Source organism: Sphingobacterium tenebrionis (genome assembly GCF_037126265.1).
In the GTDB taxonomy this organism is placed as follows: domain Bacteria; phylum Bacteroidota; class Bacteroidia; order Sphingobacteriales; family Sphingobacteriaceae; genus Sphingobacterium; species Sphingobacterium tenebrionis.
On record NZ_JAYLLN010000011.1, the window covers coordinates 23,380 to 49,702 of the forward strand.

The following is a 26,323-nucleotide window of genomic DNA, read 5'->3' on the forward strand; positions in this document are numbered from 1 at the left end:
CCTCGCTAAGTTACTTATAAATCCAATGAACCTGCGTAATAATCATTGATATATTTTTGCATCAACCATTCATATTCCTTGATGATCAATTGGCTTTTTACCGCATCCAATTTGTTCTTGGCTGTCAAAAAAAGTACAGAGTTACTATTTCCCGCTTCAAAATGAACCGTAGAAATCCGAAAAGCTTCCGTGTAGTTCAGTTCTTGTTCCCGAAGATTCTGCAGGTTTTCCTGGGTGATCGCGAGATCGAATACCGCTTGGGCGGTTTTGGATCTCAATTCATTCTTTAGGATTTCCCGATCCAATTCTGCACTTGCCAGATTAACCTCTGCCAAGCGAACCAGTGTCCTGGTCTGGAACTTATTGAAAATAGGGATACTCAGGTTCAACCCGATACCTTTGTAGAGGTTATTTTTATATTGACTGGAAAAGGATCCCCCTTCGCGACTATAATTGGTACTCATTCCTCCTGATAAGGATAAGGATGGAAAATAATCTGCCTTTGCTAATTTCACACTCTCTTCCATTTCCTTGATCCGCCAATCCATCGCCTTATAATTTGGCATATTGAACAGGGATTTTTCGAACAGCTCTTTGGCAGATTGTGTTTGGGCTTTCGGAGCGGTATCTACAGACCTTAATCCAGGCAAATCTTCCGGTGCGATGTTCAATAGGGCTGCAAGGGAAACCCGTGCATTGTTTAGGGACTGTTTGGTCTGTTCCAAGACATTCAATTCTGCACTATATTGCCCCTTGAGGTCATAAAAATCACCAGGATTGATATTCCCTTCCCTATGCATGATTTCAGATCGCTGCAACTGCTCCTTGGTAACGGTCAATTGCCCTTCAGTCTGTTTCAACATATCCTGAGCGGTCAAAACTTTGATATAGGCTTCAATAACATTCAATTTCAGCTCATTCAGTTGTCCCTCAAACTCCAGTTTTCCTGCATCCTTTGCATTCGAACGCATCCGGATATCATGGAGAATGGCAAAACCATTGAAAATGGGCAAGCTCAGGTTCAGGGATTGTCTCCCTGAACTGTTGCTCTTATCTATGTATTGATTGGTTGTCGGATCGATGGATCTACCTTGGGTAAGATCGTGGGAGATATTGCCGTTCAGATTTGGCAAACGGTTATATTTTGCCTGTTTATAATATAAATCCGCGCGGGAAACCTGTAGTTCCCCTTGCTTTAATGTAGGATTGTTCTTGATCGCCAGCGCAATGCAATCGGTCAAGGACAGGTCGCTCACCTGTCCTTTAACCGTGCAAACTAAACAACAAACAAAAATTATTAAAACTGTGGATATTTTTTTCATGAATTAATTTTCCAAGACATCCCACAGCCTGTGCCAAATATTTAGAAAGCTGAAAATCAAACACTTAAAAATAAGGGATTGGAATGGTTGTCCATGAGCGAACAGGCAACTGTTCATTAACGAACAGTCACTTCCCTAATTGCTTATAACAATAGCTGATAATCAACCACTTATAAGTTTGGCACAACCTTGTCTATGCAAATAGCAAATACAAAGATTTATCAATGGACAGACCGATTGAACAGAAGACCTGGAACTCTAAAAGAATATTAACCCTTGTCGGGATCGTGGCAGTTGTGGCCTTAATTGGAGCAAGCTATTATTTCACGAGTGGCAATAGTAAACTGAATGTGGATGCGGAACGAATTTCCATCGTAGAGATAAAGGAAGGATCCTTCCAAGAATTCATTCCTATCAATGGAACGGTGCAGCCCATCAGTAGTATCTACCTGGATGCCTCTGTAGGTGGCCGTGTGGAAGAAAAATATGTGGAAGATGGTGCCCACCTAAGGAAGGGAGATCCCATTATGCGCTTATCCAATACGGATTTGGAACTATCGCTTATCCAACAGGAAACGCAGGTATTGAATCTATTGACCCAAGCACAGATTGCCCAGACCAATGCACAGCAGGTTTCCATCAGCAATAAAAACCAAATGGCGGATGTGGAACAGGCGTTAAAGGAAGCTGATCGGGTATATACCTTGAACAAAAAATTATTGGCCGAGAAGGCGATCGGATCGCAGGAATACCAAAAATCATTGAACGATTATAATTATCAAAAGGAACGGGTAAACTTAACCAAACAGATCCTGAAGCAGGATGAAGTATCCAACAACCAGAAGGTGGCTCAGGACAGGGAGACCTATAAGAGAACCCAGAATGGTTTGGCCTTGATGCGCCAGAAAGTGGGTGATCTGATCCTCCGAGCGCCAGTCGATGGACAATTGACTTCCTTTGATGTAGAGATCGGACAGAATAAATCGGCCGGGGAAAGGTTGGGGCAGATCGATGTACTGACCGGATTTAAGATCCGTGCGGATATCGACGAACATTATATCAACAGGATCTTCCCTGATCTACAGGGGCAATTTACCATTGGGGATAAAACCTATGATCTACGCATCAAGAAAGTGTATACCCAGGTTAAGGATGGTCGTTTCCAGGTTGATATGGAGTTTGTGGGGGAAAGACCGGAAAGTATCCGCCGTGGACAGACCCTATCCATCCGTTTGGCACTGAGTGATGAAACCAAAGCCTTATTATTGGCCAAGGGAGGATTCTATCAGCAGACTGCCGGAAATTGGATCTTCAAATTGGATAAAAATGGAACGACAGCCTATCGGGCAGATATCCAATTAGGCCGACAGAACCCACAGTTCTATGAAGTTCTGGGCGGTTTGAAAGTTGGAGACAAAGTAATCGTATCCAGCTATGAAAGCTATGATAAGATTCAGGAACTGAATATCAAAAAATAAACCTATAACAATTCATAAAAATAGTACACCTCCATAATTAGAGAAACATGATTAAAATAACCAATCTGCAAAAATTTTACCGCACCGAAGAGGTGGAAACCGTGGCCTTGAATGATGTGAACATTCATGTAAAGGAAGGGGAATTCGTGGCTGTTATGGGGCCATCGGGCTGTGGTAAATCCACCTTATTGAATATCGTGGGATTATTGGATGATCTGGACGAGGGAAGTTACCTGTTCAATAATATAGAAGTAGCGAAATTTAAAGAAGGTAAGCGTTCCGATTTGCGGAAACATAATATCGGATTTGTATTCCAGAGTTTTAACCTGATCGATGAGTTGACCGTTTTTGAAAATGTGGAACTGCCATTGGTGTATACGAATGTGCCGGCTGCAGAACGGAAGAAACGAGTGGAAGAGGTGTTGGAGAAGGTACAGATCATGCACCGTAGGAACCATTTCCCACAGCAGTTATCGGGTGGTCAGCAGCAAAGGGTTGCAGTTGCCCGGGCGGTGGTGAATAATCCTAAATTGATCTTGGCGGATGAGCCTACGGGAAACCTGGATTCGAGCAATGGTAATGAAGTGATGCACCTGTTGACGGAATTGAATGAATTAGGGACTACGATTGTTATGGTGACCCACTCGGAGCATGATGCAAAATTTGCGGATCGGGTGATTAGGATGCTGGATGGGCAGGTTATTTTGGAGACGGTAGGGGTTTAAGTTGATGCGTCATTGGATTTTTCGCATCATTGCGAGGAGGCACGACGAAGTAATCATACGCGTCATTGCGAGGAGGCACGACGAAGCAATCTTCCCGCATGTCCAAAGATTGCTTCGTCCCTCGCAATGACGTAACCCTCGCAATGACGCGAAACCGAAAACAAAAAATAATAATAAAACAATTAACTCATGAACAACAACATCAAACTTGCATTCCGGAATCTAAAATCCAACAAGGGTTTTACAGCTATCAATATCATAGGCTTAGCCATCGGAATGGCTGCTTCGATGTTGATCTTACTATGGGTAAACCACCAGTTTTCCATCAATAACAATTTCCCAAAATCGGATCAGATCTATGCCGTTGGAACCAAAGAACCCACCGACAATGATATCGCCGTATGGTTTGGTACCCCGAAACCCCTCGTACCAGCACTGAAAACCGATGTGCCTGAAGTCAAATCAGCTTCCCGGTTAAATGGGACAAGAGGATTTCTATTCCAGGTTGGCGACAAAAAATTGGTAGCCGGAATTGGTGCATTCGTTGACCCCAGCTTTCTTAGCATTTTCGATTTCCCTTTATACAGTGGAAATCCAGCAAATGTCCTCACTGCACCCAATCAAATCGTCTTATCCGAAAAACTGGCAAGAGACATGTTTGGATCCGTAGATGTTGTAGGAAAAACGGTGCATATTGATAGTACCGAAATATTATCCGTGAGTGCGGTGTTAAAGGCAGGGCGAGCAGACAATGGCTTCCAAGGATATGAATATTACCTGCCTTGGTCTTTAATGGAAAAACAAGGGCAATCAGATGAAAATTGGGGCAATAGTTCAGTTTATACCTATGTAGAGTTGGAGAAGAACGCAAATGTAGATCAAATTAACAAGCAGTTCACCGCCCTACCTGCAAAACATTCCAATACTGAGGCACAATTTTTCCTGAAACCACTTTCAGAAGTTTTTCTGTACAATAAATATGAGAATGGCGAAGTAGTTGGTGGCAGGATCGAAATGGTGCGGATCTTTATCGTGATCGCGGTATTTATCCTATTGATTGCTTGCATCAATTTCATGAACCTCAGTACAGCGCAAAGTGAAAAGAGATCCAAAGAGGTAGGGATAAGGAAAGTGGTTGGCGCACAGAAATCAAGTTTGGTGCTCCAATTTTTGTCGGAGTCGCTGCTTTTGGCAACTTTCTCCGGAATCCTATCCTTATTATTGGTTTTCCTTTGTTTACCAAGCTTCAATGAATTGGTAGGTTTAAAGATGCAGATCTCGTTCCAAGAATTTGGTTTTTGGGTGCTATTCCTTGGATTTATTATCCTGACAGGCATCTTGGCAGGAATCTATCCAGCCTTCTTCCTATCTTCCTTCAATCCTATAAAAGTTTTAAAAGGACGTTTCAGGCATATACATTATAAACTCAATCCGAGAAAGATTTTGGTAGTCACGCAATTCGCTATTGCCATCTTGCTGATCATTAGCACACTAGTGATTCGGAAACAGATCCAACATGCTCAGGATCGCGATTATGGCTATAAGCAGGAGAACCTGATTTTCCTACCTGAGTTTGGGAATATTTCTAAAAATGCGGTCTTAATTAAACAGGAATTGATTGCTGAGGGCATTGCACAATCGGTTACACGAATGATGTCTCCACTGACGGAGCGTTGGAGTGGTTGGAATGGATTCACTTGGGAAGGAAAAGATCCGAATGCGATTATTCAATTCAACCGTCAGACAGCGGATGATAAGGTGGTGGAAACGGCAGGATTTGAATTGGTTGCCGGTCGCGACTTTGATTTGGGTAGTTATGCTACGGACTCCACTGCAGCTATCATTAATGAAACCGCAGCAAAAGCCATGGGGTTTAAAGATCCGATCGGGCAATATTTCATGGATGGATCGAGTAAATTCCAAATTATTGGGGTGATTAAGGATTTTATCCAAGAATCGCCTTTTGAACCAGTTAAACCACTTTTGATCGAGGGTGCTTCCAGTAATATGAACACGATGCATATCCGCTTCAATCCGCAATTAAGTAGTAAGGAAGCTTTGGATAGAACGGAAAAGGTATTGAAAAAATATAATCCGGATTTTCCATTTGATTATAAATTTATTGATGAGGCTTATGCTCGGAAATTTGAGGAAACGGAAAGGACTGGAAAATTGGCGACGTTGTTTGCGGGCTTGACGATATTTATTTCTTGCTTGGGATTGTTTGGTTTGGCGGCTTTCATGGCAGAAAGTAGAACCAAAGAAATCGGAATACGGAAGGTCTTAGGGGCTTCGGTATTTTCGGTTACTCGTATGCTTTCAAAAGAATTTGTGGGTTTGGTGCTGGTTTCATGTTTGATCGCATTCCCGATAGGATATTGGGCTATGGATAAATTTTTATCTAATTATAGTTATCGCATTGAGCTTCATTGGGGCGTGTTTTTAATAGCTGGAATCGGGGCGGTTTTGATAACGATTTTTACGGTGAGTTTTCAATCTATTAAGGCGGCAATTGCAAATCCGGTGAAGAGCTTGAGGGATGAGTAGGGTGAATAGGGTCAGCCATTGCGAGGGCCAGCGTCAAGGGTAGGCCCCGCGTCATTGCGAGGGCTTTCGTCATTGCAATGGCCAGCGTCATTGCGAGGAACGAAGCAATCTTCCCGCATGTCCAAAGATTGCTTCGTCGTACCTCCTCGCAATGACGTAGAACTCCTCGCAATGACGAAAAAAAAATAACATTTAATACTAACATAAAACCAAATAATGATACTCAATTACCTAAAAATAGCGTGGAGAAGCATCAAGAAAAACAAGTTTTTCAGTTTGCTTAACATCTTTGGCTTATCCATCAGTTTGGGGATTGCCTTATTATTAATCGGCTATGCACTATACGAACTAAGCTATGATAAATTCTTCCCGAAGGGAGAACATATCTATCGAGTTAACATGCAGACTACTCCAGAATATGATAAGGAAATCTGGGTAAACTTACCCAATTCCGTTGGTCCAGCCATCAAAGAGGAAGTTCCAGGAGTTGTCAACTTCACCCGATTGGTAAAGAATGATTTCGGAACCCCTTCTTCCATCCTGGTAGGGGAAAAAACATTTGTCGAAAAGAACGTTTATCTCGCTGATGCTTCTCTATTCTCCATTTTTGATTTCCAATTTATTGAAGGAAATAAGAACACTGTTTTTAAAGATGTCAATAGCATTGCCATCTCCAAATCCAGAAAAGAACTCTTGTTTGGAGATGCATCTGCCATAGATCAATTGATCATCCTCAACCAAAGGGATACCCTAAAAGTATCGGCCGTTTATGAGGATCTACCTAAGAACAGTAGCTTGGATTGCCAAATGGTTTTTAACATTATGGATAGCTGGATGGGAAAAAACGTTTATTGGAGTAATGCCAGTTACGAAACCTATATTCAGATTCAGGAAACAGCAGATCCCCAAACCATTTCAGAACTCTCCACCGCATTGATCGACAAGCATGTCGAAAAATCCAATCAATATTTTACGGATTTTTATCTACAGCCCCTTCATAAGGTCCATCTTTATTCCAAATCGTTTCGAGAAGGAAACAGTCCTAAAAATGGCGATATCGATAGGGTAAAAAACTTACTTTATCTAGCGGGTCTGGTACTCTTGATTGCCTGCATCAATTACATGAATCTTGCTACGGCAAAAACAACTTTGTATGCCAAAGAGGTTGGTGTCAATAAAGTACTTGGAGCCTCTAAAAAACAACTTCGAACCCGATTTTTAATGGAGACCATGCTGCTAAGTGGCATATCCATCAGTATAGGGTTTATCCTCTGTTTGGTCGGCATTCCATTATTCAATAACATTACAGGGGCTGAACTCTCCTACCAGCATTTCCTTTCTATAGAAATCCTGTTGATCCTTCTTGCTTGTTTAATGATCACCACCCTGTTTGCGGGTAGTTTTCCAGCATTTTACCTATCGAGTATCAGTTCATTGAACCTTATGGGTAAAGGGAAAAGTAGAAACGCAGCTTTGGTAGAACCTGCGAGAAAAGGCTTGGTCGTTTTTCAGTTTGCCTCTTCCATCATCCTGATCATCTCTGTGATCATTATGATCCAACAAATGAAATACATTGCGGATAGAAATATTGGTTTTAATCCCGAAAAGTTGTTAGCAATCAATACCATTTCGATAAAGACCACGAAGAGCTATGAAAGCTTGGTAAATGGATTGAACCAGATTCCAGGGACTACGGCAATTACAGGCACCCAAGCCATTCCTGGATTGGGCGAAAGTGGAAAAAACATTCATAAATCAGGCAATTCAGATCCTGCTGGCTTACCAGTATTTACGAATGTGGCTAATGGTCCTGTTGTAAAGACCCTTGGATTAAAGCTTTTGGCAGGACGTGACCTGCCTGGGTCGCTTTCTTTGGGGGATACGGTAAACTATGTATTGATCAATGAAGTGGCTTTGGCGTATTTGGGATACCAAAAACCGGAGGATGCAGTTGGTCAACTTTTAAACGCAGAAAGTGCTGGAAAATCGATAATCCAAGGGGTAGTTGCAAATTTTAATTTCAAGAGTTTAAAAGAAAATATTGGTGGATATTATTTCAATCGGATGAATGTTCCTTCGGAAGGGATCAGGTATTTAATGATCCGGTTCGAAGCGGAGCATACCCAGGAATATTTAGCCCAGGTTGAACAGGCATTTAAAACCCATATTCCAGAATCGGCATTTGATTACACATTTGTGGACAATCATGTTGCTATGCAATATGAGGCTGAAAAGCGATCTAACCAGGTTTTAATTAGTTTTTCGATTCTTACGATCGGTATTGCCTGTTTAGGCTTGTTGGGATTGGCGGCCTTTACGGCAGAGCAAAGGAGTAAAGAGATAGGTATCCGGAAAGTACTTGGTGCTTCGGTGTTTAACATCAGTAATTTGCTGACGGGAGGATATTTTAAATTGATATTGATCGCTTTTGTGATTGCTTCGCCAATTGCTTGGTATTTTATGAACCAGTGGTTGAATGATTTTGCGTATCGGATAGAGATTCCTTTGTGGGCATTTGTAATTGCTGCCGGGATAACGTTGTTGATCACGGCTTTGACCATTGGTTTTCAGACGTTGAGGGCGGCTATTGCGAATCCAGTGGATAGTTTGAGGGATGAGTAGGCCAGCGTCATTGCGAGGAACGAAGCAATCTTCCCGCATGTCATGCTGAGCGCAGTCGAAGCATCTGTTCGTTTGTAACCGTAGAGATCCTTCGACGATGCTCAGGATGACAAAAAGACTGCGCTCAGGATGACAAAGTCCAAAGATTGCTTCGTCGTACCTCCTCGCAATGACGCGGAAGTACTAAAACACAATGAAATACTCATTAATAAAACATAGAACATTAAATACAAAACATAAATAACCATGAAATTAAACCACATCCTTCGGAAACTATGGAAAAACAAGTTTTTCACCATTTTGAATATCGTTGGTCTTGCCATCGGGATAAGTGCCTGTTGGATTGTATTTAAAATTGTGAGTTATGAATTCAGTTTTGATAAACCAAACCCTGCCCGCGAGCAGATCTATAAAGTTTATTCTAAATACGAATACAACAATGAGGTCAACAGCTTCGATGGTACACCGGCTCCGCTATGGGATTATGTAAAGAACAATCTTTCACAGGTCGAACTGAGTATCCCGATGTTCAACCGCTATTTTGAAAAGATCACCATCAATTCCAACAGCAATGAAAAAGCTGAGTTCAATGAAAATGAAAGGATATACAGTACCCATCCTGATTACTTTAAGATGGTTAATTACCAATGGCTGGCAGGGAATGAAAAACAAGCCTTAAACTCCATTGATAAGGTTGTGCTTACAGAGTCAAGAGCAAAAATCTACTTCCCGAATCTCAAACCGAATGAAATAATCGGCAAACAAATCCTATATGACACGACCTTATATGCTGTTTCGGGAATTGTTGAAGACCTAAATTATCCAAGTACTTTTACCGCCAAGGAATTCCAGCTGGTCAAAGATTCAGAATGGAGAGATCAGTCCTGGGCATCCTCCAATTCCAACAATCACCTGTTTATCAAAATCAATAATGAAAAAGATATTGCGCCTGTTCTCCTGCATTTAAAGAACAAACTCATGCAATTAACCGAAAAGGAATGGTCGGAGTATAACGTGAAGGGGGAATTACAACTTGCAAAACTATCTGAAGCACATTTTAACACCATTCTTTCCAACAGCACCAATAAAAACGTGGTCTATGGCATGATCGGTATAGGGTTATTTCTATTGCTTTTGGCCAGTATTAATTATATCAACCTTAGTACGGCTTTAATCCCCCAAAGAGCCAAGGAAATCGGCATCAGAAAAACATTAGGTCAACAAGGGAAACAAGTAACTGTCAATTTCTTTTTAGAGACGTTGATGATTACCAGTGCCTCTCTCCTATTGTCTTGGCCGCTTACCAAGTTATTCGAACGGTTTTTCAGCCATTATTTGCCAAGTGACTTAGAAAATTTCAGCCATGCTGGATTGATCTTCCTCTTTTTGTTGGCCTTGCTGCTGCTGATCACCCTTTTTTCCAGCATCTACCCAACCTATCTCATCAATAAAGTCCAAATAATTGATGTTTTGAAGGTGAATAAAAATGCTAAACTTTCTTTTGGTAATATTTCTGTCCGAAAAGCATTGATCGTGTTCCAATTTATTATTGCACAAGTATTTGTGGTTGCAACCTTTATCATCGGCTTTCAGATGAAACATATGTTGAGCAGTGATCTTGGGTTCAATAAAAACGCTTTACTTACCTTGTCTTTACCATTTAAAGAGGAAGATGGCAAAAAAAATCCCATAATCTTTAAGGAAATACTCAACAAATATCCGGAAATCCAACAGGCTGCGCTAGGTCATTTTCCCCTAAGTAATGATCATTGGGGAAATTTTGTCAACCGCTCTTCGGATACTGGATTAATGAAAGTTAATATGCCCTTTAAGCTAGTGGGTGATTCCTATTTTGATGTCTATGACATGAAATTGCTCGCTGGACGAGCACTTACGATCTCCGATACCAGTACAGGAATTATTTTGAATGAAAAAGCCATCTATGATCTGGGCTATAAATCGCCGCAAGAAGCTATCGGACAGGAAGTAAATGCTTGGGATAAAGACCGAAAGATTACAGGTGTGGTTGGGAATTTCCATAGTAAAAGTATGCATGTGGCATTGGAGCCTGTATCCTTCCTTGCCTCCAATAAACGTGGTCAATTACAAAATATAGCCATCAAATTAAACAATGATCCTTCGACTTGGAAGTCTAGCATTGGAATCATTCAAAAGGAATGGGAAAAATACTATCCAGCAACTGCTTTTAGCTATGAGTTTTATGATGATCGGATCAAGCAACTGTATGAAAAAGAGGAGCGGTTTTCAAAGATCATCAATTTATCTTCTGGTATTACCATTTTGATCAGCTGTTTGGGATTGGTGGGCTTAGTGACCATAACTACTGCACAACGAACGAAAGAAATCGGTGTTCGGAAGGTTTTGGGTAGTACCGTTGGGGGAATTATTAGGCTATTATCAAAGGATTATATCAAGTTAATTTTGATTTCTATTGTTATTGCTACACCAATTGCTTGGTGGGCTATGAATCAATGGTTGACAGATTTTGCTTTTAAGATTGAATTGAGTTGGTGGATGTTCAGTATTCCGGCTATTGCTACTTTGCTGATTGCTTTTATTACCATGGGAGTTCAATCTTTGAAAGCCGCCAGAGCGAATCCGGTTGATAGTTTGAGGGATGAGTAATTGAGCATGGAGAGGGGCTACGTCATTGCGGGACTTTGCGTCATGGGGTTCTCGCCGTCATTGCGAGGAGGTACGACGAAGCAATCTTTCGCCTTTGTCATCCTGAGCGCAGTCGAAGGATCTGTACGTGTACCAAATGTAGATGCTTCGACTTCGCTCAGCATGACATGCGGGAAGATTGCTTCGTTCCTCGCAATGACGCAGAAAACGAAAAAAAATAAACAATAAAACATAAAAACATCACACCATATGTTTAAAAACGCGATCAGACAATTAATTCGAAATAAGCTATTCAGCTTTTTGAATATATTAGGTCTAACCATAGGCATCAGTTCCTGCTGGGTGATCTATAAATATGTGAGTTACGAACTATCCTTCGAAAAGGAACTTCCGAAGAAAGAAAGCATCTATCGTATCATCAGTCATTTTAAGGCGGAAGGTAGGGACGACCTACATTCAGGTGTATCCAGACCGATCTATTTTTATTTGAAAGCCAATAATTTTGGATTGGATGAAGTTGTCCCTGTCTTCAGGTATTTTGTAGAAACTGTAACCATCCCAGCAACAAATGGTCAGGAGAAAAAACAGGAAGAACCCACATTTGATGAGACGGCTACTATCGAAACAGATAAAGATTATTTCAACCTTATCGAGTATAATTGGCTTGAAGGTAATAAAGAGACTGCACTTACCTCGCCCCATCAAGTTGTCCTGACCGAAAAAAGAGCAAAGCATTATTTCCCAAAATTGTCCAATGCGGAAATCCTAGGAAAAACCATTATCTACAATGACAGCCTAAAAAAAGAAGTTTCTGGAATTGTGGCTGACCTTTCCTATCCCACTGAATTCACTGGGCAGGAATTCATATTGATCAGGGAAACAGAACGGGATAAGAACCTAAGGACCTGGACACATACTAATGGCCAGCATAAGCTCTATGTTTCTGCCCAATCTGAAGGAATTGTGCATCAAGCGGTCCAGAAAGTACAACAATTTTCGGATGCCAAATGGATTGAAATTAAAAACAAGGAATTACTTGATTATAACTTTACACGGACCTTAATCACCATGCCGCTCCTTGAATCTCATTTTTCAACAGCGATGATGGAAAGAGATGTTCCCAAAACAAGTAAGCGGATTATATATTCATTAATTGGTGTTGGCATATTTTTATTGGTATTGGCCTGTATCAACTATATCAACCTGAGCACAGCACAATTGCCTCAGCGCCATAAAGAGATCGGAATTCGTAAAACATTAGGTGGTTCAAAACGGTCCTTTATTCTTCAGATGATGTGTGAAACTGCCCTTGTTGTCCTGATTGCAGCCTTTCTTTCCTTCTTTGTTTCCCAATTAGGAATCTATCTTTTGGGAGATCTGATCAGTGAAAGCAATAAAGCCTATGCAGATCCTACATTATTTGTTGGCATAATGGGCGGCTTGTTAATTTTTACGATTTTGTTCGCTGGTCTTTATCCATCATGGATGATGGGCAAGGTAAATCCTATTGACATCTTTAGATCTAAAAATCTGCTTGCTGTAGGAAAAGAAAAAATAAACCTGCGTAAAGGCTTAATCATTTTTCAATTCATCATTGCACAAATATTTATCGTTGGGGCCATTATTATTGGCCAACAATTAAATTATGTGGTCAAAAAGGATTTTGGATTTGACAAGGACGCTGTGATTCTTGCCCAAGTCTCTTATAAAATCTATAAATCGAAAAATTTCCAAAGCAAGAAACATGCTTTGTTGGATGAAATCAGAAAAGTGCCCGGAGTGACCAATGTAACTTTCGGTTCAGAGCCCTTTTCGGATAATTATGCCTCGGGAGAAATGCGGTATTATCCAGCGGATAAATCAGCGCCTATCGCGAGGACTGTGTACACAAAAACCATTGATACCGCTTACCTGAATTTCTATAAACTGGAATTGATTGCCGGTTCGAATCTTATTCCATCCGATACAACCAATGGGTTGTTGATCAATGAAACTGCAGTGCGGGCTTATGGATTCAAAACGCCTGAAGAAGCAATCGGAAAAGTTATAGGACAGACGAATAGGATGTATCCTATTGTTGGGGTAATCAAAGATTTTCATTCCCGTGATTTTTATACTCCAATAGAACCAACGGCTTTGGTTTATGATGAAAGGGATCTTCAAATGTATAACATCAAATTGGATAATCTTAAGAAATCGGATTGGCCGAATATTATTGAGAATATACAGCAGAGATGGAGTAAGTTTTTCCCTTCGGAAGAATTCAGTTATAAATTCTACGATGAGCTGGTGCTGGCGCTTTATAAAAAGGAACAGCAATTGGCGAAGATGACTAATATCAGTACCGGAATCGCGATCCTGATCAGTTGCTTAGGGCTATTTGGATTGGCCACGTTGAGTACTTTCCAACGGAGCAAGGAGATTGGAATTCGGAAAGTGTTAGGGGCATCGGTTTCGGGGATAGTTGGGATGCTGTCTAAGGATTTCGTGAAATTGATTTTGCTGGCTTTTGTTATAGCAAGTCCGATTATTTATTGGGCTTGTAGCAAATGGTTAAATGATTTTGTTTATCGAATTGAGATTTCATGGTTACCGTTTTTGTTGGGCGGGATGTTGGCGATTTTTGCGGCGATGTTGACGATAGGTTATCAAGCTGTTAAGGCCGCAAGGGCAAATCCGGTGGATAGTTTGAGGGATGAGTAACCGGCCGCGGGGAACGAGGGAATGGAGTGCGAGGGTATGGAGAGCGAGGGAATGGAGAGCGACGCCAGCGTCATTGCGAGGCCAGCGTCATTGCGAGGAACGAAGCAATCTTCCCGCGTCATTGCGACGCCAGCGTCATTGCGAGGAACGAAGCAATCTTCCCGCATGTCATCCTGAGCGTAGTCGAAGGATCTGTACGCTGTTAAGTATACGAACAGATGGTTCGACTACGCTCACCATGACATGGCGAAAGATTGCTTCGTCGTACCTCCTCGCAATGACGAGATAGTCTCCTCGCAATGACGTTATAGCGAGAATAAAAAAATAAAAAATTAACTAATAAAAACTTAATTATGCTTACTTCAGCCATAAGAACCATAAAAAAGAACAAATTGATGACCTTTATCAATGTCCTCAGTTTGGCGATAGGTATCAGCGCCACACTGGTTATCTTTCTCTTTGTGCAATATGATTATAGTTTTGATAAGCATGTTCCAGATAAAGAAAGGGTATACCGCATTGTCACCGATGGAACATTTAAGATTTCTGGTCTAGTAGCACCATTGATTGAAACCATCGACCAAGAAGCTTCCAATAAGGAGTTCATAGCGCCTATCTTCAAATCATTCTTGGAAAAAATAAAAATCCCTACCACTTCAAACAGCGAAGAGAAAGTATTTTTCAAGGACAATAAAATAGCCTTTGTTAATGACAAATACTTCGAACTCTATCCACATACCTGGATAGCAGGAAATGTTAAGGACCTAAATAAACCCAATAGCATTGTATTGACAGAACGCAACCTGGAAAGGTTCTTTCCAAAAGAAACCCCCGATGCAGTGCTTGGAAAAACGGTCGTGTTTCTAGATTCGATCAATCTACAAGTAACCGGTGTGGTTAAAGAAATGACCGAAAACTCAGATTTTAAGTTCCAGTCATTTTTATCAACCGCTACTATTCCAAGCTACTCATCTCTCAACACGATTTTTGCTTATGATTCCTGGAACAGCTACAATGATAATACCAATGCATTGGTCAAATTAAAACCAGGTGTGGACGCAGAAACTTTTGAAAAAACCATCATTGCCATCAATAGGAAAAATAAAAACCTTGAGGAAAACTTTGTTGATGATTTCAAATTACAACCCTTATCGGATGTACATTTCAACAGTGATTTCAATTATAATGCGACCAAAGCTGGCACACTAAGAAACATGATCATTTTGGCTATCTTCTTATTGGCCTTGGGAATCATCAATTTCATCAACTTGACGACTGCCCAATCTACAGAGAGAGCCAAAGAGATAGGTATTCGTAAAACACTTGGAAGTTCAAAGGCCAGATTGACCAGACAATTCCTAACAGAAACCTTTTTAATAGCTTTGACCGCCACCTTACTGTCCCTTCTTTTCACACCAATCCTGCTGAAAGCATTTGAAGGATTTATTCCCGCAGGTTTATCCTTGTCCGCTTTGGCAAGCCCACTGGCAATCGCTTTTTTGGTTGGACAATTATTGCTAGTAACCCTTTTGGCAGGTTTTTATCCGGCCTGGGTCTTAACAGGCTACTCTCCTATCCTTGCCCTCAAAAATCAAGTAAACCAGAACAGTAATCTTTCACGTAGTAGCTGGGTAAGAAAGGTAATGACCGTTTTTCAATTTGCATTGGCACAGGTGTTTCTGATTGCGGTATTCTTGGTGGTTAAACAAACGACCTATATTTCCAATAAGGATCTGGGCTTTCAAAAAGAGGCTGTCCTGACGTTCTTTATTCCAGGAAATTATCAGAACTCCGAGAAAGGAAATATATTGAAAACAAGGTTGGGATCTATTCCTGAGATCCAAGGTATCAGTTTTGGTAATCAAGCGCCTATTTTAAATGGGGAATTAAAAACCAGTATTACGCTAGACAATTCCAGTACGGAAGAGTCCATTGATATGGATTTCAGAAGTGGGGATGACCAGTACCTTCATGTTTATGGAATCCCATTGATTGCTGGCCGGAATGTGATGATGCGGGATTCCCTGCAGGAGATCTTGATCAATGAGAAAGCCTTGGAAAAGTTGAAGTTGGAATCTCCTCAGGAGGCTTTGGGATTAACCTTGAATAAAAAAAGTATGATGATTGTTGGGGTCATGAAGGATTTCGACATCACCAATGCTCGCGTTGAAAACCGACCAATTCTTTATGCAGGGGACCGGGATGGGTATGTAATGCATATTAAATTGAATAAAAATCATCCTGAAACTTGGAAAGGGACAACCGATAAGATTGCTAAAGAATTTAATGCTGTTTTCCCGACGGATCTATTCGAATTTAAATTTGTAGATGAAACGATTCAAGGATTATATAAGAAGGAACAGCAATTGTCGAAATTATTGACCTGGGCAGTTACGTTGTCTATTGTTATCGCTGGTTTGGGTCTTTTTGGATTGGGATTGTTTACAGCAAACCAACGTACTAAAGAGATCGGTATTAGAAAGGTTTTGGGTGCTTCCATCTCGCAGATCCTTATGATGTTATTGAAGGGTTTATTGAGTCTGGTGGCTATTGCATGTTTACTGGCATTCCCAATAGCATGGTATGTTGGCAATAAATGGTTGGAGGATTTCAATTATCGAACAGCTTTCAGCTGGTGGATTTTTCCGGTATCAGCAATGGGTTTGTTGTTGGTAGCAACGGTTATTTTATTATCCAAAACGTATTTGGCAGCAAGGGCAAATCCGGTGGATAGTTTGAGGGATGAGTAGGCCGGCGCGGGGGAGCGATGGCAATGCCATTGGGAGGGCAATGCGAGGGCAACGTCATTGCGAGGAACGAAGCAATCTTCCAGCGTCATTGCGAGGAACGAAGCAATCTTCCCGCATGTCATCCTGAGCGTAGTCGAAGGATCTGTACGCTGTAATGCATACGAACAGATGGTTCGACTACGCTCACCATGACATGGGTAAAGATTGCTTCGTCGTACCTCCTCGCAATGACGCAGAAAGTACCTCCTCGCAATGACGGGGAAAAACCTCCTCGCAATGACGGGGGAAATACAATCATCAAACCGTTCAAATCCGTACAAACACTGTTCATTATCGAACAATATCAACCCAAAAACAAACTAACAACAATCTAAAAATCAACCACATACCCAACTGGCAAGGCAATTGTCTTAATACTAAATACTAAATACTAATTACTATATACTAAATACTACAACAATGTTGAACATAAAAACTGCTTGGAGGAGTATCCTAAAAACCAAATCACTAAGCTTAATCCACATCTTGGGTTTAGCGATTGCTTTGGGATCGGCCATTATCCTTTTCCTAACGGCCAGGTTTGAGCTTTCCTACGATTCCTTCTACAAGGATGTTGATCGCATCGGATTATTATATAGTAAGAGCCAACCCGAACGCGGGGTGGAATACAACACCTCCATGCCGGCTCCATTAGGTCCATTGCTCAAAAAAGAACTTCCGAATGTCGAAGCAGTGACCCGAATTGCCAATGGCAATGTGGTCATCCGAAATGGTAGCAAGGAAATTGAATCCTCCAATAAGTTTGTGGATGAAGAGTTTCTTTCCATCCTCAGTTTCCCCATCATCAAAGGAGACCAAAAGGCTTTGAGCGATCTTGGCAATATCGTCATTGATGAATCCATGGCTGAAAGACTATTTGGAAGCCTGGATGCCACAGGAAAACAGGTAGAAGTATACATCCAAGGCACTTGGATTCCAAAAACAATATCAGCCATCGTTGAAACTCCCCCGAATAATTCCAGTTTAAAATTTACTAGTTTGGTTCGCTTTGAGCAGAAACCCAATTACCAGGACGATAAGGATCGATGGGATAATGTCAATCACGAAGTGATAGTTAAGCTAAAGGATGGAAAAATCAATGAACAGAAATTCGCAAAGGAAATCAGATCATTGACCCAGCAATATTACAAGAGCAATATTGAAAACCTGAAAAGGGATGGTGCAACAGCCGACAAAGATGGGCAATACTTTTCTTTGCAGATCATACCGGTTGCGGATTTTCATCTGAGCAATTTAGGGATTGCCAATGGGCCATCAGCCTCCTTCCCTTGGATACTGTTAACCATTGCCGGCTTGATCGTTTTCATTGCCTGTTCGAATTTCATCAATTTATCCCTTGCCAATTCCTTATTGCGAAGCAAGGAAATCGGTACCCGAAAAACATTGGGAGGAACTATTAAACACTTGGTGGTTCAGTTATGGACCGAGGCCTTTCTATTGTGCATTATTGCTCTAGTGTTCGGCGGCCTGCTTGCTTGGGCGCTATTGCCAGAATATAATGCCAGCATGAATTACCGTTTGACTATCCTGGATATATTTTCACCCACTAACCTCTTGATATTTCTTGGTATTTTCTTAGTTATTACCTTGATTGCTGGTGGTTACCCGGCATGGAAAATAGCCAACTCCAATATCATCCATTCCTTAAAAGGCGGGTCTTCGGTAAAATCTTCTAGAATCAGGAACACCTTAACCGTTTTGCAATTTGTAATAGCTATTTTATTGATCGTTTCGACCATCGTCATCAGTTCACAATTGAACTACATCAGTAATCGGCCATTGGGTTATAATAAATCCGAAGTGATCAGTATCCCTATTGGAAGTGGAATTGACCATGAAGATGCCTTGAACAGAATGCGGGTAGCCTTAGAAAAAGAATCATGGGTGAAAGCTGTCAGTGGATCGGATGTGAATATGGGTTTGGGAAATGATGGTACTTCCAGAAGAAGTGTGTTTGGTTTCAACCAAGACAACCGGGAGATCACGACCAATTATATGCGAATAGATTACGATTACCTAAAAACACTGGATATCAAGTTATTGGCCGGAAGAGATTTTGACAGAAGTTTTGCCACGGATACCAATTCAGTCATCCTCAATAAAAAAATGGCAGAACAGATGGGTGGAATCGATAAAGTTTTAGGAACACAGATTAATTTGAATGGAAAATCCTTGGTGATCGGTGTAATCCATGATTTTAATTTTCAGGATCTACGCAAAAAAGTAGAATCTCTAACTTTATCTATCAATCCAAGTGTATTTGCCGTAGACTATATTTTTGTACGGGTTGAAACCCAGGATTTATCGGAAACACTGGCCAACGTAGAAAAAATTTGGAAAACAGTGAACCCTAAAGCAACAGTTGCTATTTCCTATCTGGATGAAAACACCCAGAATATGTATAAGGATGATCGTCGCTTCTCCGGCATTGTGATGGTAGGAACTGGTATCGCAATTGTTATCTCCTGCATGGGCTTATTTGCCTTGGCATTATTGACCATCAATCGACGAGTAAAAGAGATAGGTATCCGGAAAGTATTGGGTTCCTCGATCGCCAGTTTGATCCTATTATTATCCAAAGATTTTATTAAGCTGGTTGGGATAGCCTTTCTGATTGCAGCACCGATAGCTTTATGGATGATGAACAAATACTTGGAAATGTATGCCTTCCGAATCGGCATCCAATGGTGGATGTTTGCATTGGCCGCTTTAATAACCGTTTTTATAGCTTGGAGTACGATTGCTTGGCAAACTTTACGTGCCGCAAGAGCAAATCCTGTAGATAGTTTGCGTGATGAATAGATTGATATTTCGTAATATTTTAAAGAACGGGACTTTTACTTGGATCAATATCCTAGGTCTGTCCCTTGGTTTCTTGATCTGTTTGCTGATTTCCAGTGTTTATTTTGAGGAACAATCCTATGATAAATCTTGGACAAATTCCTCCCAATTATACCGTATTGTCACGATCGATTCTACCGCAGGTGTAGAAAATGAAAATGGTACCGCTTATGTCAATCTCGGTACCGAGCTGGAAAAATCTTTTCCGGAGATTGAGGCTGCCTCACACATGCGCCAAGGGCAGATCTACCTCAATTTACAGGGCGAGGCAGAACCTGCAATAAAAATTGAAGGTTTGGAAGCGGAGAACAATGTATTTGATCTACTGGATGTGCATATTCTTGAAGGAAGTGCCAAAAACCTAGTTGCAGGTAAGAAAAATCTGTTGATCAGTAAATCTTTTAAGGAACGCTATTTTAAAGGGGAAAATGTCATAGGAAAAACCATTTTATCTGCTGATTCCTATTCTGACAAAAAATCGGAATATGTGATCCTTGGCGTTATGGATAATATGCCTTATAATTCGGTTTTCCGAACCGAATTTATCTACCTGACTGGTAAACCTAAAATCCCATTAAATCGGGAAGGATGGGGCTTTTTTAGCCAACAGATTTTGAAATTAAAAGTGGGTACCGATGCAGATGCTTTGGCGAAAAAAGCAAGCCAGTGGTATGCTAATTTCCTTGGTCCAGAGATGGCTTCCAAAACATCGTTCAGACTTCAGCCAATAACCGCGATGTATATGGAACCTATCGATGGAACGAACATCAGTGGGAATAAAAAAGCAAGCCAAATATTGATGGCTGTTGCAGCGCTGGTACTTTTGATTTCCTGCATCAATTATATCAATATTTTTGCTGCAAAAACCTTAAAAAGGGTCAAACAGATCAACCTACATAAAATATTGGGGGCAAAGCGAAGCAGCTTGATAGTAAATCTATTAAAGGAAACTATTATGCTATTTTTCATCGCTGCATGTATTTCGCTGTTGTTCTATTTTCTTTCCCTCCCGGTATTGGAAAAATTCTTAGGGTATGAATTAGCTTATGTTAGAGCGCAATTAATTCCTATGCTTGCCCTGTACTTTCCCACTATTTTGTTGCTGAGTGTGCTTGTCGGCATATATCCCGCGTTTATCATCTCTAGGGTGAATACCGCAGAGGCCTTACGAAATAAAATCAGTAAATCGCAGGTGATTGATGTATGGGTCAAGAAATCATTGATCATTACTCAATTTTCCATTTCATTGATCGTAATCATTGGCTTGATTACGATCAAATCTCAACTGAAATTGGTTCAGGAAAAATCTTTGGGAATCAATGTCGACCATGTCATGGGTATAGGTCATTTTGGCGTTGGAGAGAAAAGTGCTGCTGTAAAGAACGAATTGGCAAATTTACCTGGCATAGAAACGGTTAGTGTATCAGGCTGGACACCAAGTAACGGGTCAGGAAATTTTTCAAAATTCATCCCAGACCCCGACAATGCGGAGCATAAAATTCAGGTAAACTATATTAATGGCGATGTGGATCTGGGTAAGCTTTTGAATATGGAGCTTTTGAAAGGTAGGTTTTTAAATGAGTCGGACTATGTGGAAATAGCAGACCCAGATGCTGTGGAAGGGGAAGAAACTGATGGAATTAAGAAGGTATTGCTGACAGAAAGTACTGCCATGAAATTGAATATTAGCGAATTGGGGCAGATACATCGTGATTTGAAGGTTATACCTGTTGGGATAGTAAAAGATTTTCATAGTGAGTCTTTCCATAAGAAAATAGGATTTACGGTAATTAGTGCACATCAATTAACTTCCTATGCAGGGATATTACTCAAGGTAAAACCTGGGCAGGAAAGGTTGGCCATGCAAGGGGTACAGAAAGTGATGGATCAGTTCTATCCTGGAAGGTATTTAAACTATAATTGGGTGGATGAGCTGTATGAAAAAACGTATGTGAAGGAAAGTAAACAGGCCCAGTTGTTTTTGTTGTTTGCAGGAATGGCGCTTTTTATTTCTGCTTTGGGTGTTTCTGGCTTAATATTGCAAAGCGTAGAACAACGGACAAAAGAGATTGGGATAAGGAAGGTGCTTGGGGCTTCGATTATGAGTATTTCCAACTTGTTTAATAGGGATTATGTGCTGATTATATTTTTGGCGGTTTTGATTGCAAGTCCGATAGCATGGTATTTTTCGAATAAATGGCTGGAGGATTTTGCCTATAGGATAGAGATTTCGTGGTGGTTTTTCGGCTTGGCGGCATTGTTGGTTTTTGTGGTTACTTTAGTTACGGTGAATTTACAGACGATAAAGGCTGGGTTGCAAAACCCCGTGAAGACTTTGAGGGATTTATAGGTGGTATTGGAAGGGTGTGGCGTTGTGTAGGGTGTATTGGAAGGGTTTGAGAGGTTGAGTGGGGTTCGTCATTGCGAGGAGGCACGACGAAGCAATCTTTCGTTTTTGTCATGCTGAGCGAAGTCGAAGTATCTGAACGTTTACCACCAACCGTACAGATCCTTCGACGATGCTCAGGATGACAGGGTTAGTTAGATTGCTTCGTACCTCGCAATGACGCGAAAGTACCAATGATGCAAGAGGAACAAAAACCACAATACAAAAAATTAACATTAAAATTTTAAATTTAAACATGATAAGATTAGAACATATTTTCAAATGGTACAGTGTAGCAGGCACCAAATCCTTCATCCTAAAGGACATCAACCTCACCATCCAAGAAGGTGATTTCATTTCCATCATGGGGCCATCAGGTTCTGGAAAATCCACCTTACTCAATGTCATCGGGATGTTGGATGGACCTAATGAAGGAAAATACTTCTTCATGGATGAAGATGTTTTAACCATGAAACCGAAGAAACGGACCCAACTGTTCCAGTCCCATATGGGTTATGTTTTCCAATCCTATCACCTGATCGATGAACTAACAGTCTATGAAAACATCGAAACCCCATTGATCTATAAAAACATCTCCTCTTCTGAACGAAAAAGTATCGTCAGCGATCTGTTGGATCGATTCAATATCGTAGGTAAAAAAGACCTATTCCCCGCCCAATTATCTGGGGGCCAACAACAGATCGTTGGTATAGCCCGGGCATTAGCAGGATCCCCCAATTTATTGCTGGCCGATGAACCGACCGGAAACCTCAATTCAAAACAAGGAGAAGAGATCATGGAATTATTTAAACAATTAAATGATGATGGTGTCACCATCATTCAGGTTACCCACTCCGAAAAGAATGCCGAATATGGCAAAAGAATTATCCATATGTTGGATGGGCAGCTGAAATAATTTTTGAGTTGTGCCTTTATTTTTGTAATTTTCAATGTGAACGAAAAAGAAATAAAGGCACTAATTTATCTCTTGGACGATCCGGACACGGATATTTTCCGAGAAATCGAACACAAACTTATCACCTGTGGTCCCGAAGTTATTCCGCTCTTGGAAAGCTCTTGGGAGTCCTCATTTGATCCCCTCTCTCAGAGCAGAATCGAAAACATTGTTCATAAGATTCAATTTGATCAGGTCAAGAACGACCTACAGCTCTGGAAATTAAATAATGCAGAAGATCTTCTTGAAGGATTGTTGATCATCAATAGATATCAATATCCGAACCTGAATGATGAACAGGTGTATGTGCAATTGGCCGAGTTACGCCGGAATGCCTGGTATCATCTGATGTACGATATGAGCCCGGTAGAAAAGGTGAAATTATTGAACAATATCATTTTTAGGGAATTTGGCCTATCAGGAAATACCACAAATTACCACGATCCTCAGAATTCCTTTATCCATAAAGTCTTGGAGAGCAAAAAGGGGAATCCGATCAGCCTTGCCTGTATCTATGCTTTGGTAGCACAAAAATTGGATATCCCTATTTTTGGGGTAAACCTTCCGAAGCACTTTGTTCTGGCCTATGCAGATGGAGATAATCAGGATAAGGTACTCTTCTATATCAATGTATTCAACCGCGGTCAGATTATGCGGGAGGAGGATATATTTGCTTTCCTAAGGCAGCTGAATCTCCCCTTATCGGATGAATACACCTTGCCCTGTGATAACCTAGCGATTATCCGCAGAGTGCTTCGCAACCTGATTGCTGCGTATGACCATGTGGACAATGCCGAGAAAAAACTAGAAGTGGAATTGATGCTGCAATTAATTTCGAGCGTCGAGGGATAAACTCACTGGATTCAATCCTGCTCTAGAAAATTGGGATTCAGGTGCTACATCCCCATCCGCTGATTTCAGAAATCGATACACTAAAGAAGATCCCGGATCTGCCACATAAAAATATTTACTATCCTTTCTAAAGTCCAGGTCCACATCCGATGGTCTAATTAATTTTGTATTTGCTCCAGTGATGATTCTGGAAGGAGTAATCGTCTCTGAACCCTCCAGCAAGGAAGTAAAATTATCAAATATCAAGATCCTACCTGCCCCAGCTACCGAATTGTTATCCGGATAATCGGCTACTGCCATCATGTTGTTGACCGTATCGATCGAAATCCCCTGGATATTGGAAGTACCTACAATTTTCAAGCTTTTGGAAGGGCTTAAGTTCGGGATCAATGGTTCTCTACGTGGAACAAGATTATCAAAAATATCCAATCCACCATCCTTTCCTGTACGGCTAAGGATTAATTTTGAATTCACAATGGTGGCATCCCAGGCATTCAACTGATCAGCCAGTTCGATGGTCTGTGCAGGAATCACGACCTGGTTTATCCCACGTGGTCTATCAAAAACATACACATAGGAACTTCCTTCATTCACCTGAACAGTATATAATCGATCCAAATGAGGATGGAAAACCAACCCTCTTGGCTTCATCAGCAATTTGCTCATTATTTTACGATTATTTGCTGGTGCACCGGTCTCTCCAATGGTCGCGGTATGGATAATGGTATCCACAGCAGAAATATTCAAGGACGCATGGAATACCGTTCTCGCGGCCGGGTGGAAATAAATGGTAGACCCACCTGATGATGGGGTAAGGTAAAAGGATGTTGTCCTTGCATCTCCGAAATTGGTAGAATCGGCATTGGAAACAATCGCCATGTTATTGATCGGTGTCCCTTGTACATTCGGGTTCCAATTGGAATAGGAAATATACAACCTAGAAATGGACGTACTTTTAGCGGGTTCATCATCATCCATTTCACAGGAAGTAATCAATCCAAAACCTAACAAAATAAATAAAGCGTAAAGTAATCTTTGTTTCATCGGGAACCTATTATATTACAAATGTATAAAAATATCCCTTTCAGCAATCCTTGGCGCATGTGAAGAAGTGTTAATTTGATTAAATACTTGGTTTTTTGTACTATTGCAGAATAGTTTTGTCACATGGAGAAGAAAGAATTTGTAAGGGAGAAGCTAACGCTTCCGAATGAAGGCAAGAAATTATTGCTTCACTCCTGCTGTGCACCATGTTCTGGCGAGGTAATGGAAGCATTGATTGATTCGAAAATAGACTTCACTATCTATTTCTATAATCCGAACATCCACCCAAGAAAAGAATATGACCTTCGGAAAGAGGAGAACATCCGCTTTGCAGAAAAACACAACATTCCATTCATAGATGCAGATTATGATGTGGACCATTGGTTTGAACTCGCCAAAGGGATGGAAAATGAACCTGAAAAAGGCATTCGTTGCACCATGTGCTTTGACATGCGTTTTGAGAAAACGGCAGAATATGCGGCAGCCCATGGCTTTGACGTCATCTCTTCTTCCTTGGGTATCTCCCGTTGGAAAAACATGGACCAGATCAATGATTGCGGTGTTAGAGCGGCTTCCAGGTATCCGGATATGGATTACTGGACTTTCAACTGGCGTAAGAAAGGCGGCTCAGAAAGAATGCTGGAAATCAGCAAAAGAGAGCGTTTCTATATGCAGGAATATTGCGGTTGTGCTTATTCTTTGCGGGACACTAACAAATGGCGTATGGCCAACGATCGTCCAAAAATTGAACTTGGTAAAAATTATTACGAATAGCCTGTAGGATTTTTTAAAATAAATTTCATTTATGTTTAATTAATCGTTACTTTTGCAGGCTCAAATGCAAGATTGTGAAGTATCTAAAACAGTATAGAATACCTTTCTCAGGACTTTCGACAGGTAAACACAGCTTTGACTTTGAAATTGATGAGAAGTTCTTTGAATGTTACGAACATTCCCTAGTGAAAAAAGGCGACCTGAAAGTAGTGGTCGACTTGCAGAAACAGGAGAATATGTTGATTGCAAATTTTGATATCCAAGGAAGTATTGAACTGACTTGTGATGTTTGCTTATCCACATTCGACTCCCCTGTTCACATCAAGGAACGTGCATTGGTCAAATTCAGTGAAGAAGATTGGAACGATGATACCGAAGAGGTCATCATGCTTTCCAAAAGTGATTACGAATTGGATATTGCGCCGTTGTTATATGAATATATCAATGTCGCGGTTCCACCATACACGAAATGTTCGGAACAAGGTATTGGCGTTTCCTGCGACCCAGAAATGTTGAGCAGGATCGAAAACGAAAATAACGAGGATGATTCATCAGGTGGAGATAATGAAAACATTGACCCACGTTGGGAAGCATTGAAAAAAATTAAAAATAACTAAA

At 40.9% G+C, this 26,323-nt stretch carries 15 protein-coding genes; 13 read left to right on the forward strand and 2 right to left on the reverse strand.

Going from position 1 to position 26,323, the window contains the following annotated elements; genetic code table 11:
- Nucleotides 1–14: 14 nt before the first annotated feature.
- Nucleotides 15–1,256 carry a TolC family protein gene (locus tag VJ786_RS06390; RefSeq protein ID WP_336557454.1) on the reverse strand — a complete coding sequence of 414 codons (1,242 nt, stop codon included), beginning with the start codon at nucleotides 1,254–1,256 and terminating at the stop codon, nucleotides 15–17.
- Nucleotides 1,257–1,546: 290 nt separating this feature from the next.
- On the opposite strand from VJ786_RS06390, the gene VJ786_RS06395 reads away from it, so the two are divergent.
- From VJ786_RS06395 to VJ786_RS06445, 11 genes are all read left to right on the forward strand, one after another.
- On the forward strand, nucleotides 1,547–2,800 hold the full coding sequence (locus tag VJ786_RS06395) for an efflux RND transporter periplasmic adaptor subunit (RefSeq protein ID WP_099365888.1): 1,254 nt from the start codon (nucleotides 1,547–1,549) through the stop codon (nucleotides 2,798–2,800).
- Between the two features lie 47 nt (nucleotides 2,801–2,847).
- Nucleotides 2,848–3,525, forward strand: coding sequence for an ABC transporter ATP-binding protein (locus VJ786_RS06400; RefSeq protein WP_099365889.1), 678 nt, complete (start codon nucleotides 2,848–2,850; stop codon nucleotides 3,523–3,525).
- A gap of 189 nt (nucleotides 3,526–3,714) precedes the next feature.
- Nucleotides 3,715–6,072, forward strand: coding sequence for an ABC transporter permease (locus VJ786_RS06405; protein WP_099365890.1), 2,358 nt, complete (start codon nucleotides 3,715–3,717; stop codon nucleotides 6,070–6,072).
- Nucleotides 6,073–6,288: 216 nt separating this feature from the next.
- On the forward strand, nucleotides 6,289–8,694 hold the full coding sequence (locus VJ786_RS06410; RefSeq protein WP_099365891.1) for an ABC transporter permease: 2,406 nt from the start codon (nucleotides 6,289–6,291) through the stop codon (nucleotides 8,692–8,694).
- 246 nt (nucleotides 8,695–8,940) lie between these two features.
- Nucleotides 8,941–11,340 carry an ABC transporter permease gene (locus tag VJ786_RS06415; protein ID WP_099365892.1) on the forward strand — a complete coding sequence of 800 codons (2,400 nt, stop codon included), beginning with the start codon at nucleotides 8,941–8,943 and terminating at the stop codon, nucleotides 11,338–11,340.
- 249 nt (nucleotides 11,341–11,589) lie between these two features.
- Complete coding sequence (locus VJ786_RS06420) at nucleotides 11,590–14,043, forward strand: FtsX-like permease family protein (protein ID WP_099365894.1); 2,454 nt, start codon at nucleotides 11,590–11,592, stop codon at nucleotides 14,041–14,043.
- A 353-nt stretch (nucleotides 14,044–14,396) separates the two neighbouring features.
- Entirely contained in the window at nucleotides 14,397–16,793 is a 2,397-nt protein-coding gene (locus VJ786_RS06425) for an FtsX-like permease family protein (RefSeq protein WP_336557455.1), read from the forward strand.
- 459 nt (nucleotides 16,794–17,252) lie between these two features.
- Entirely contained in the window at nucleotides 17,253–19,655 is a 2,403-nt protein-coding gene (locus tag VJ786_RS06430) for an ABC transporter permease (RefSeq protein WP_336557456.1), read from the forward strand.
- Nucleotides 19,648–22,044, forward strand: a complete 2,397-nt coding sequence (locus VJ786_RS06435; RefSeq protein ID WP_099365897.1) for an FtsX-like permease family protein — start codon at nucleotides 19,648–19,650, stop codon at nucleotides 22,042–22,044. The genes VJ786_RS06430 and VJ786_RS06435 overlap by 8 nt, the downstream gene beginning before the upstream one ends.
- A 292-nt stretch (nucleotides 22,045–22,336) precedes the next feature.
- Nucleotides 22,337–22,996: an ABC transporter ATP-binding protein gene (locus VJ786_RS06440; protein WP_099365898.1), complete on the forward strand. Its 660-nt coding sequence runs from the start codon at nucleotides 22,337–22,339 to the stop codon at nucleotides 22,994–22,996.
- A gap of 36 nt (nucleotides 22,997–23,032) precedes the next feature.
- On the forward strand, nucleotides 23,033–23,887 hold the full coding sequence (locus VJ786_RS06445) for a transglutaminase-like domain-containing protein (RefSeq protein ID WP_099365899.1): 855 nt from the start codon (nucleotides 23,033–23,035) through the stop codon (nucleotides 23,885–23,887).
- Here VJ786_RS06445 and VJ786_RS06450 read toward each other — a convergent pair.
- On the reverse strand, nucleotides 23,864–24,931 hold the full coding sequence (locus tag VJ786_RS06450) for a hypothetical protein (protein WP_099365900.1): 1,068 nt from the start codon (nucleotides 24,929–24,931) through the stop codon (nucleotides 23,864–23,866). The genes VJ786_RS06445 and VJ786_RS06450 overlap by 24 nt on opposite strands.
- A gap of 123 nt (nucleotides 24,932–25,054) precedes the next feature.
- On the opposite strand from VJ786_RS06450, the gene VJ786_RS06455 reads away from it, so the two are divergent.
- Together VJ786_RS06455 and VJ786_RS06460 are read left to right on the forward strand one after the other, a co-directional pair.
- Complete coding sequence (locus tag VJ786_RS06455; protein ID WP_099365901.1) at nucleotides 25,055–25,705, forward strand: epoxyqueuosine reductase QueH; 651 nt, start codon at nucleotides 25,055–25,057, stop codon at nucleotides 25,703–25,705.
- A 74-nt stretch (nucleotides 25,706–25,779) separates the two neighbouring features.
- A complete protein-coding gene (locus VJ786_RS06460) occupies nucleotides 25,780–26,322 on the forward strand; it encodes a YceD family protein (protein ID WP_099365902.1) in 543 nt (180 codons plus the stop codon).
- Nucleotide 26,323: the final 1 nt, after the last annotated feature.

What these genes read in the sequence shown, in the direction of transcription:
- VJ786_RS06395 (WP_099365888.1), top strand. Translation starts at nt 1,547, where the DNA reads ATGGACAGACCGATTGAACAGAAGACCTGGAACTCTAAAAGAATATTA.
- VJ786_RS06400 (WP_099365889.1), top strand. Translation starts at nt 2,848, where the DNA reads ATGATTAAAATAACCAATCTGCAAAAATTTTACCGCACCGAAGAGGTG.
- VJ786_RS06405 (WP_099365890.1), top strand. Translation starts at nt 3,715, where the DNA reads ATGAACAACAACATCAAACTTGCATTCCGGAATCTAAAATCCAACAAG.
- VJ786_RS06410 (WP_099365891.1), top strand. Translation starts at nt 6,289, where the DNA reads ATGATACTCAATTACCTAAAAATAGCGTGGAGAAGCATCAAGAAAAAC.
- VJ786_RS06415 (WP_099365892.1), top strand. Translation starts at nt 8,941, where the DNA reads ATGAAATTAAACCACATCCTTCGGAAACTATGGAAAAACAAGTTTTTC.
- VJ786_RS06420 (WP_099365894.1), top strand. Translation starts at nt 11,590, where the DNA reads ATGTTTAAAAACGCGATCAGACAATTAATTCGAAATAAGCTATTCAGC.
- VJ786_RS06425 (WP_336557455.1), top strand. Translation starts at nt 14,397, where the DNA reads ATGCTTACTTCAGCCATAAGAACCATAAAAAAGAACAAATTGATGACC.
- VJ786_RS06430 (WP_336557456.1), top strand. Translation starts at nt 17,253, where the DNA reads ATGTTGAACATAAAAACTGCTTGGAGGAGTATCCTAAAAACCAAATCA.
- VJ786_RS06435 (WP_099365897.1), top strand. Translation starts at nt 19,648, where the DNA reads ATGAATAGATTGATATTTCGTAATATTTTAAAGAACGGGACTTTTACT.
- VJ786_RS06440 (WP_099365898.1), top strand. Translation starts at nt 22,337, where the DNA reads ATGATAAGATTAGAACATATTTTCAAATGGTACAGTGTAGCAGGCACC.
- VJ786_RS06450 (WP_099365900.1), bottom strand. Translation starts at nt 24,931, where the DNA reads ATGAAACAAAGATTACTTTACGCTTTATTTATTTTGTTAGGTTTTGGA.
- VJ786_RS06455 (WP_099365901.1), top strand. Translation starts at nt 25,055, where the DNA reads ATGGAGAAGAAAGAATTTGTAAGGGAGAAGCTAACGCTTCCGAATGAA.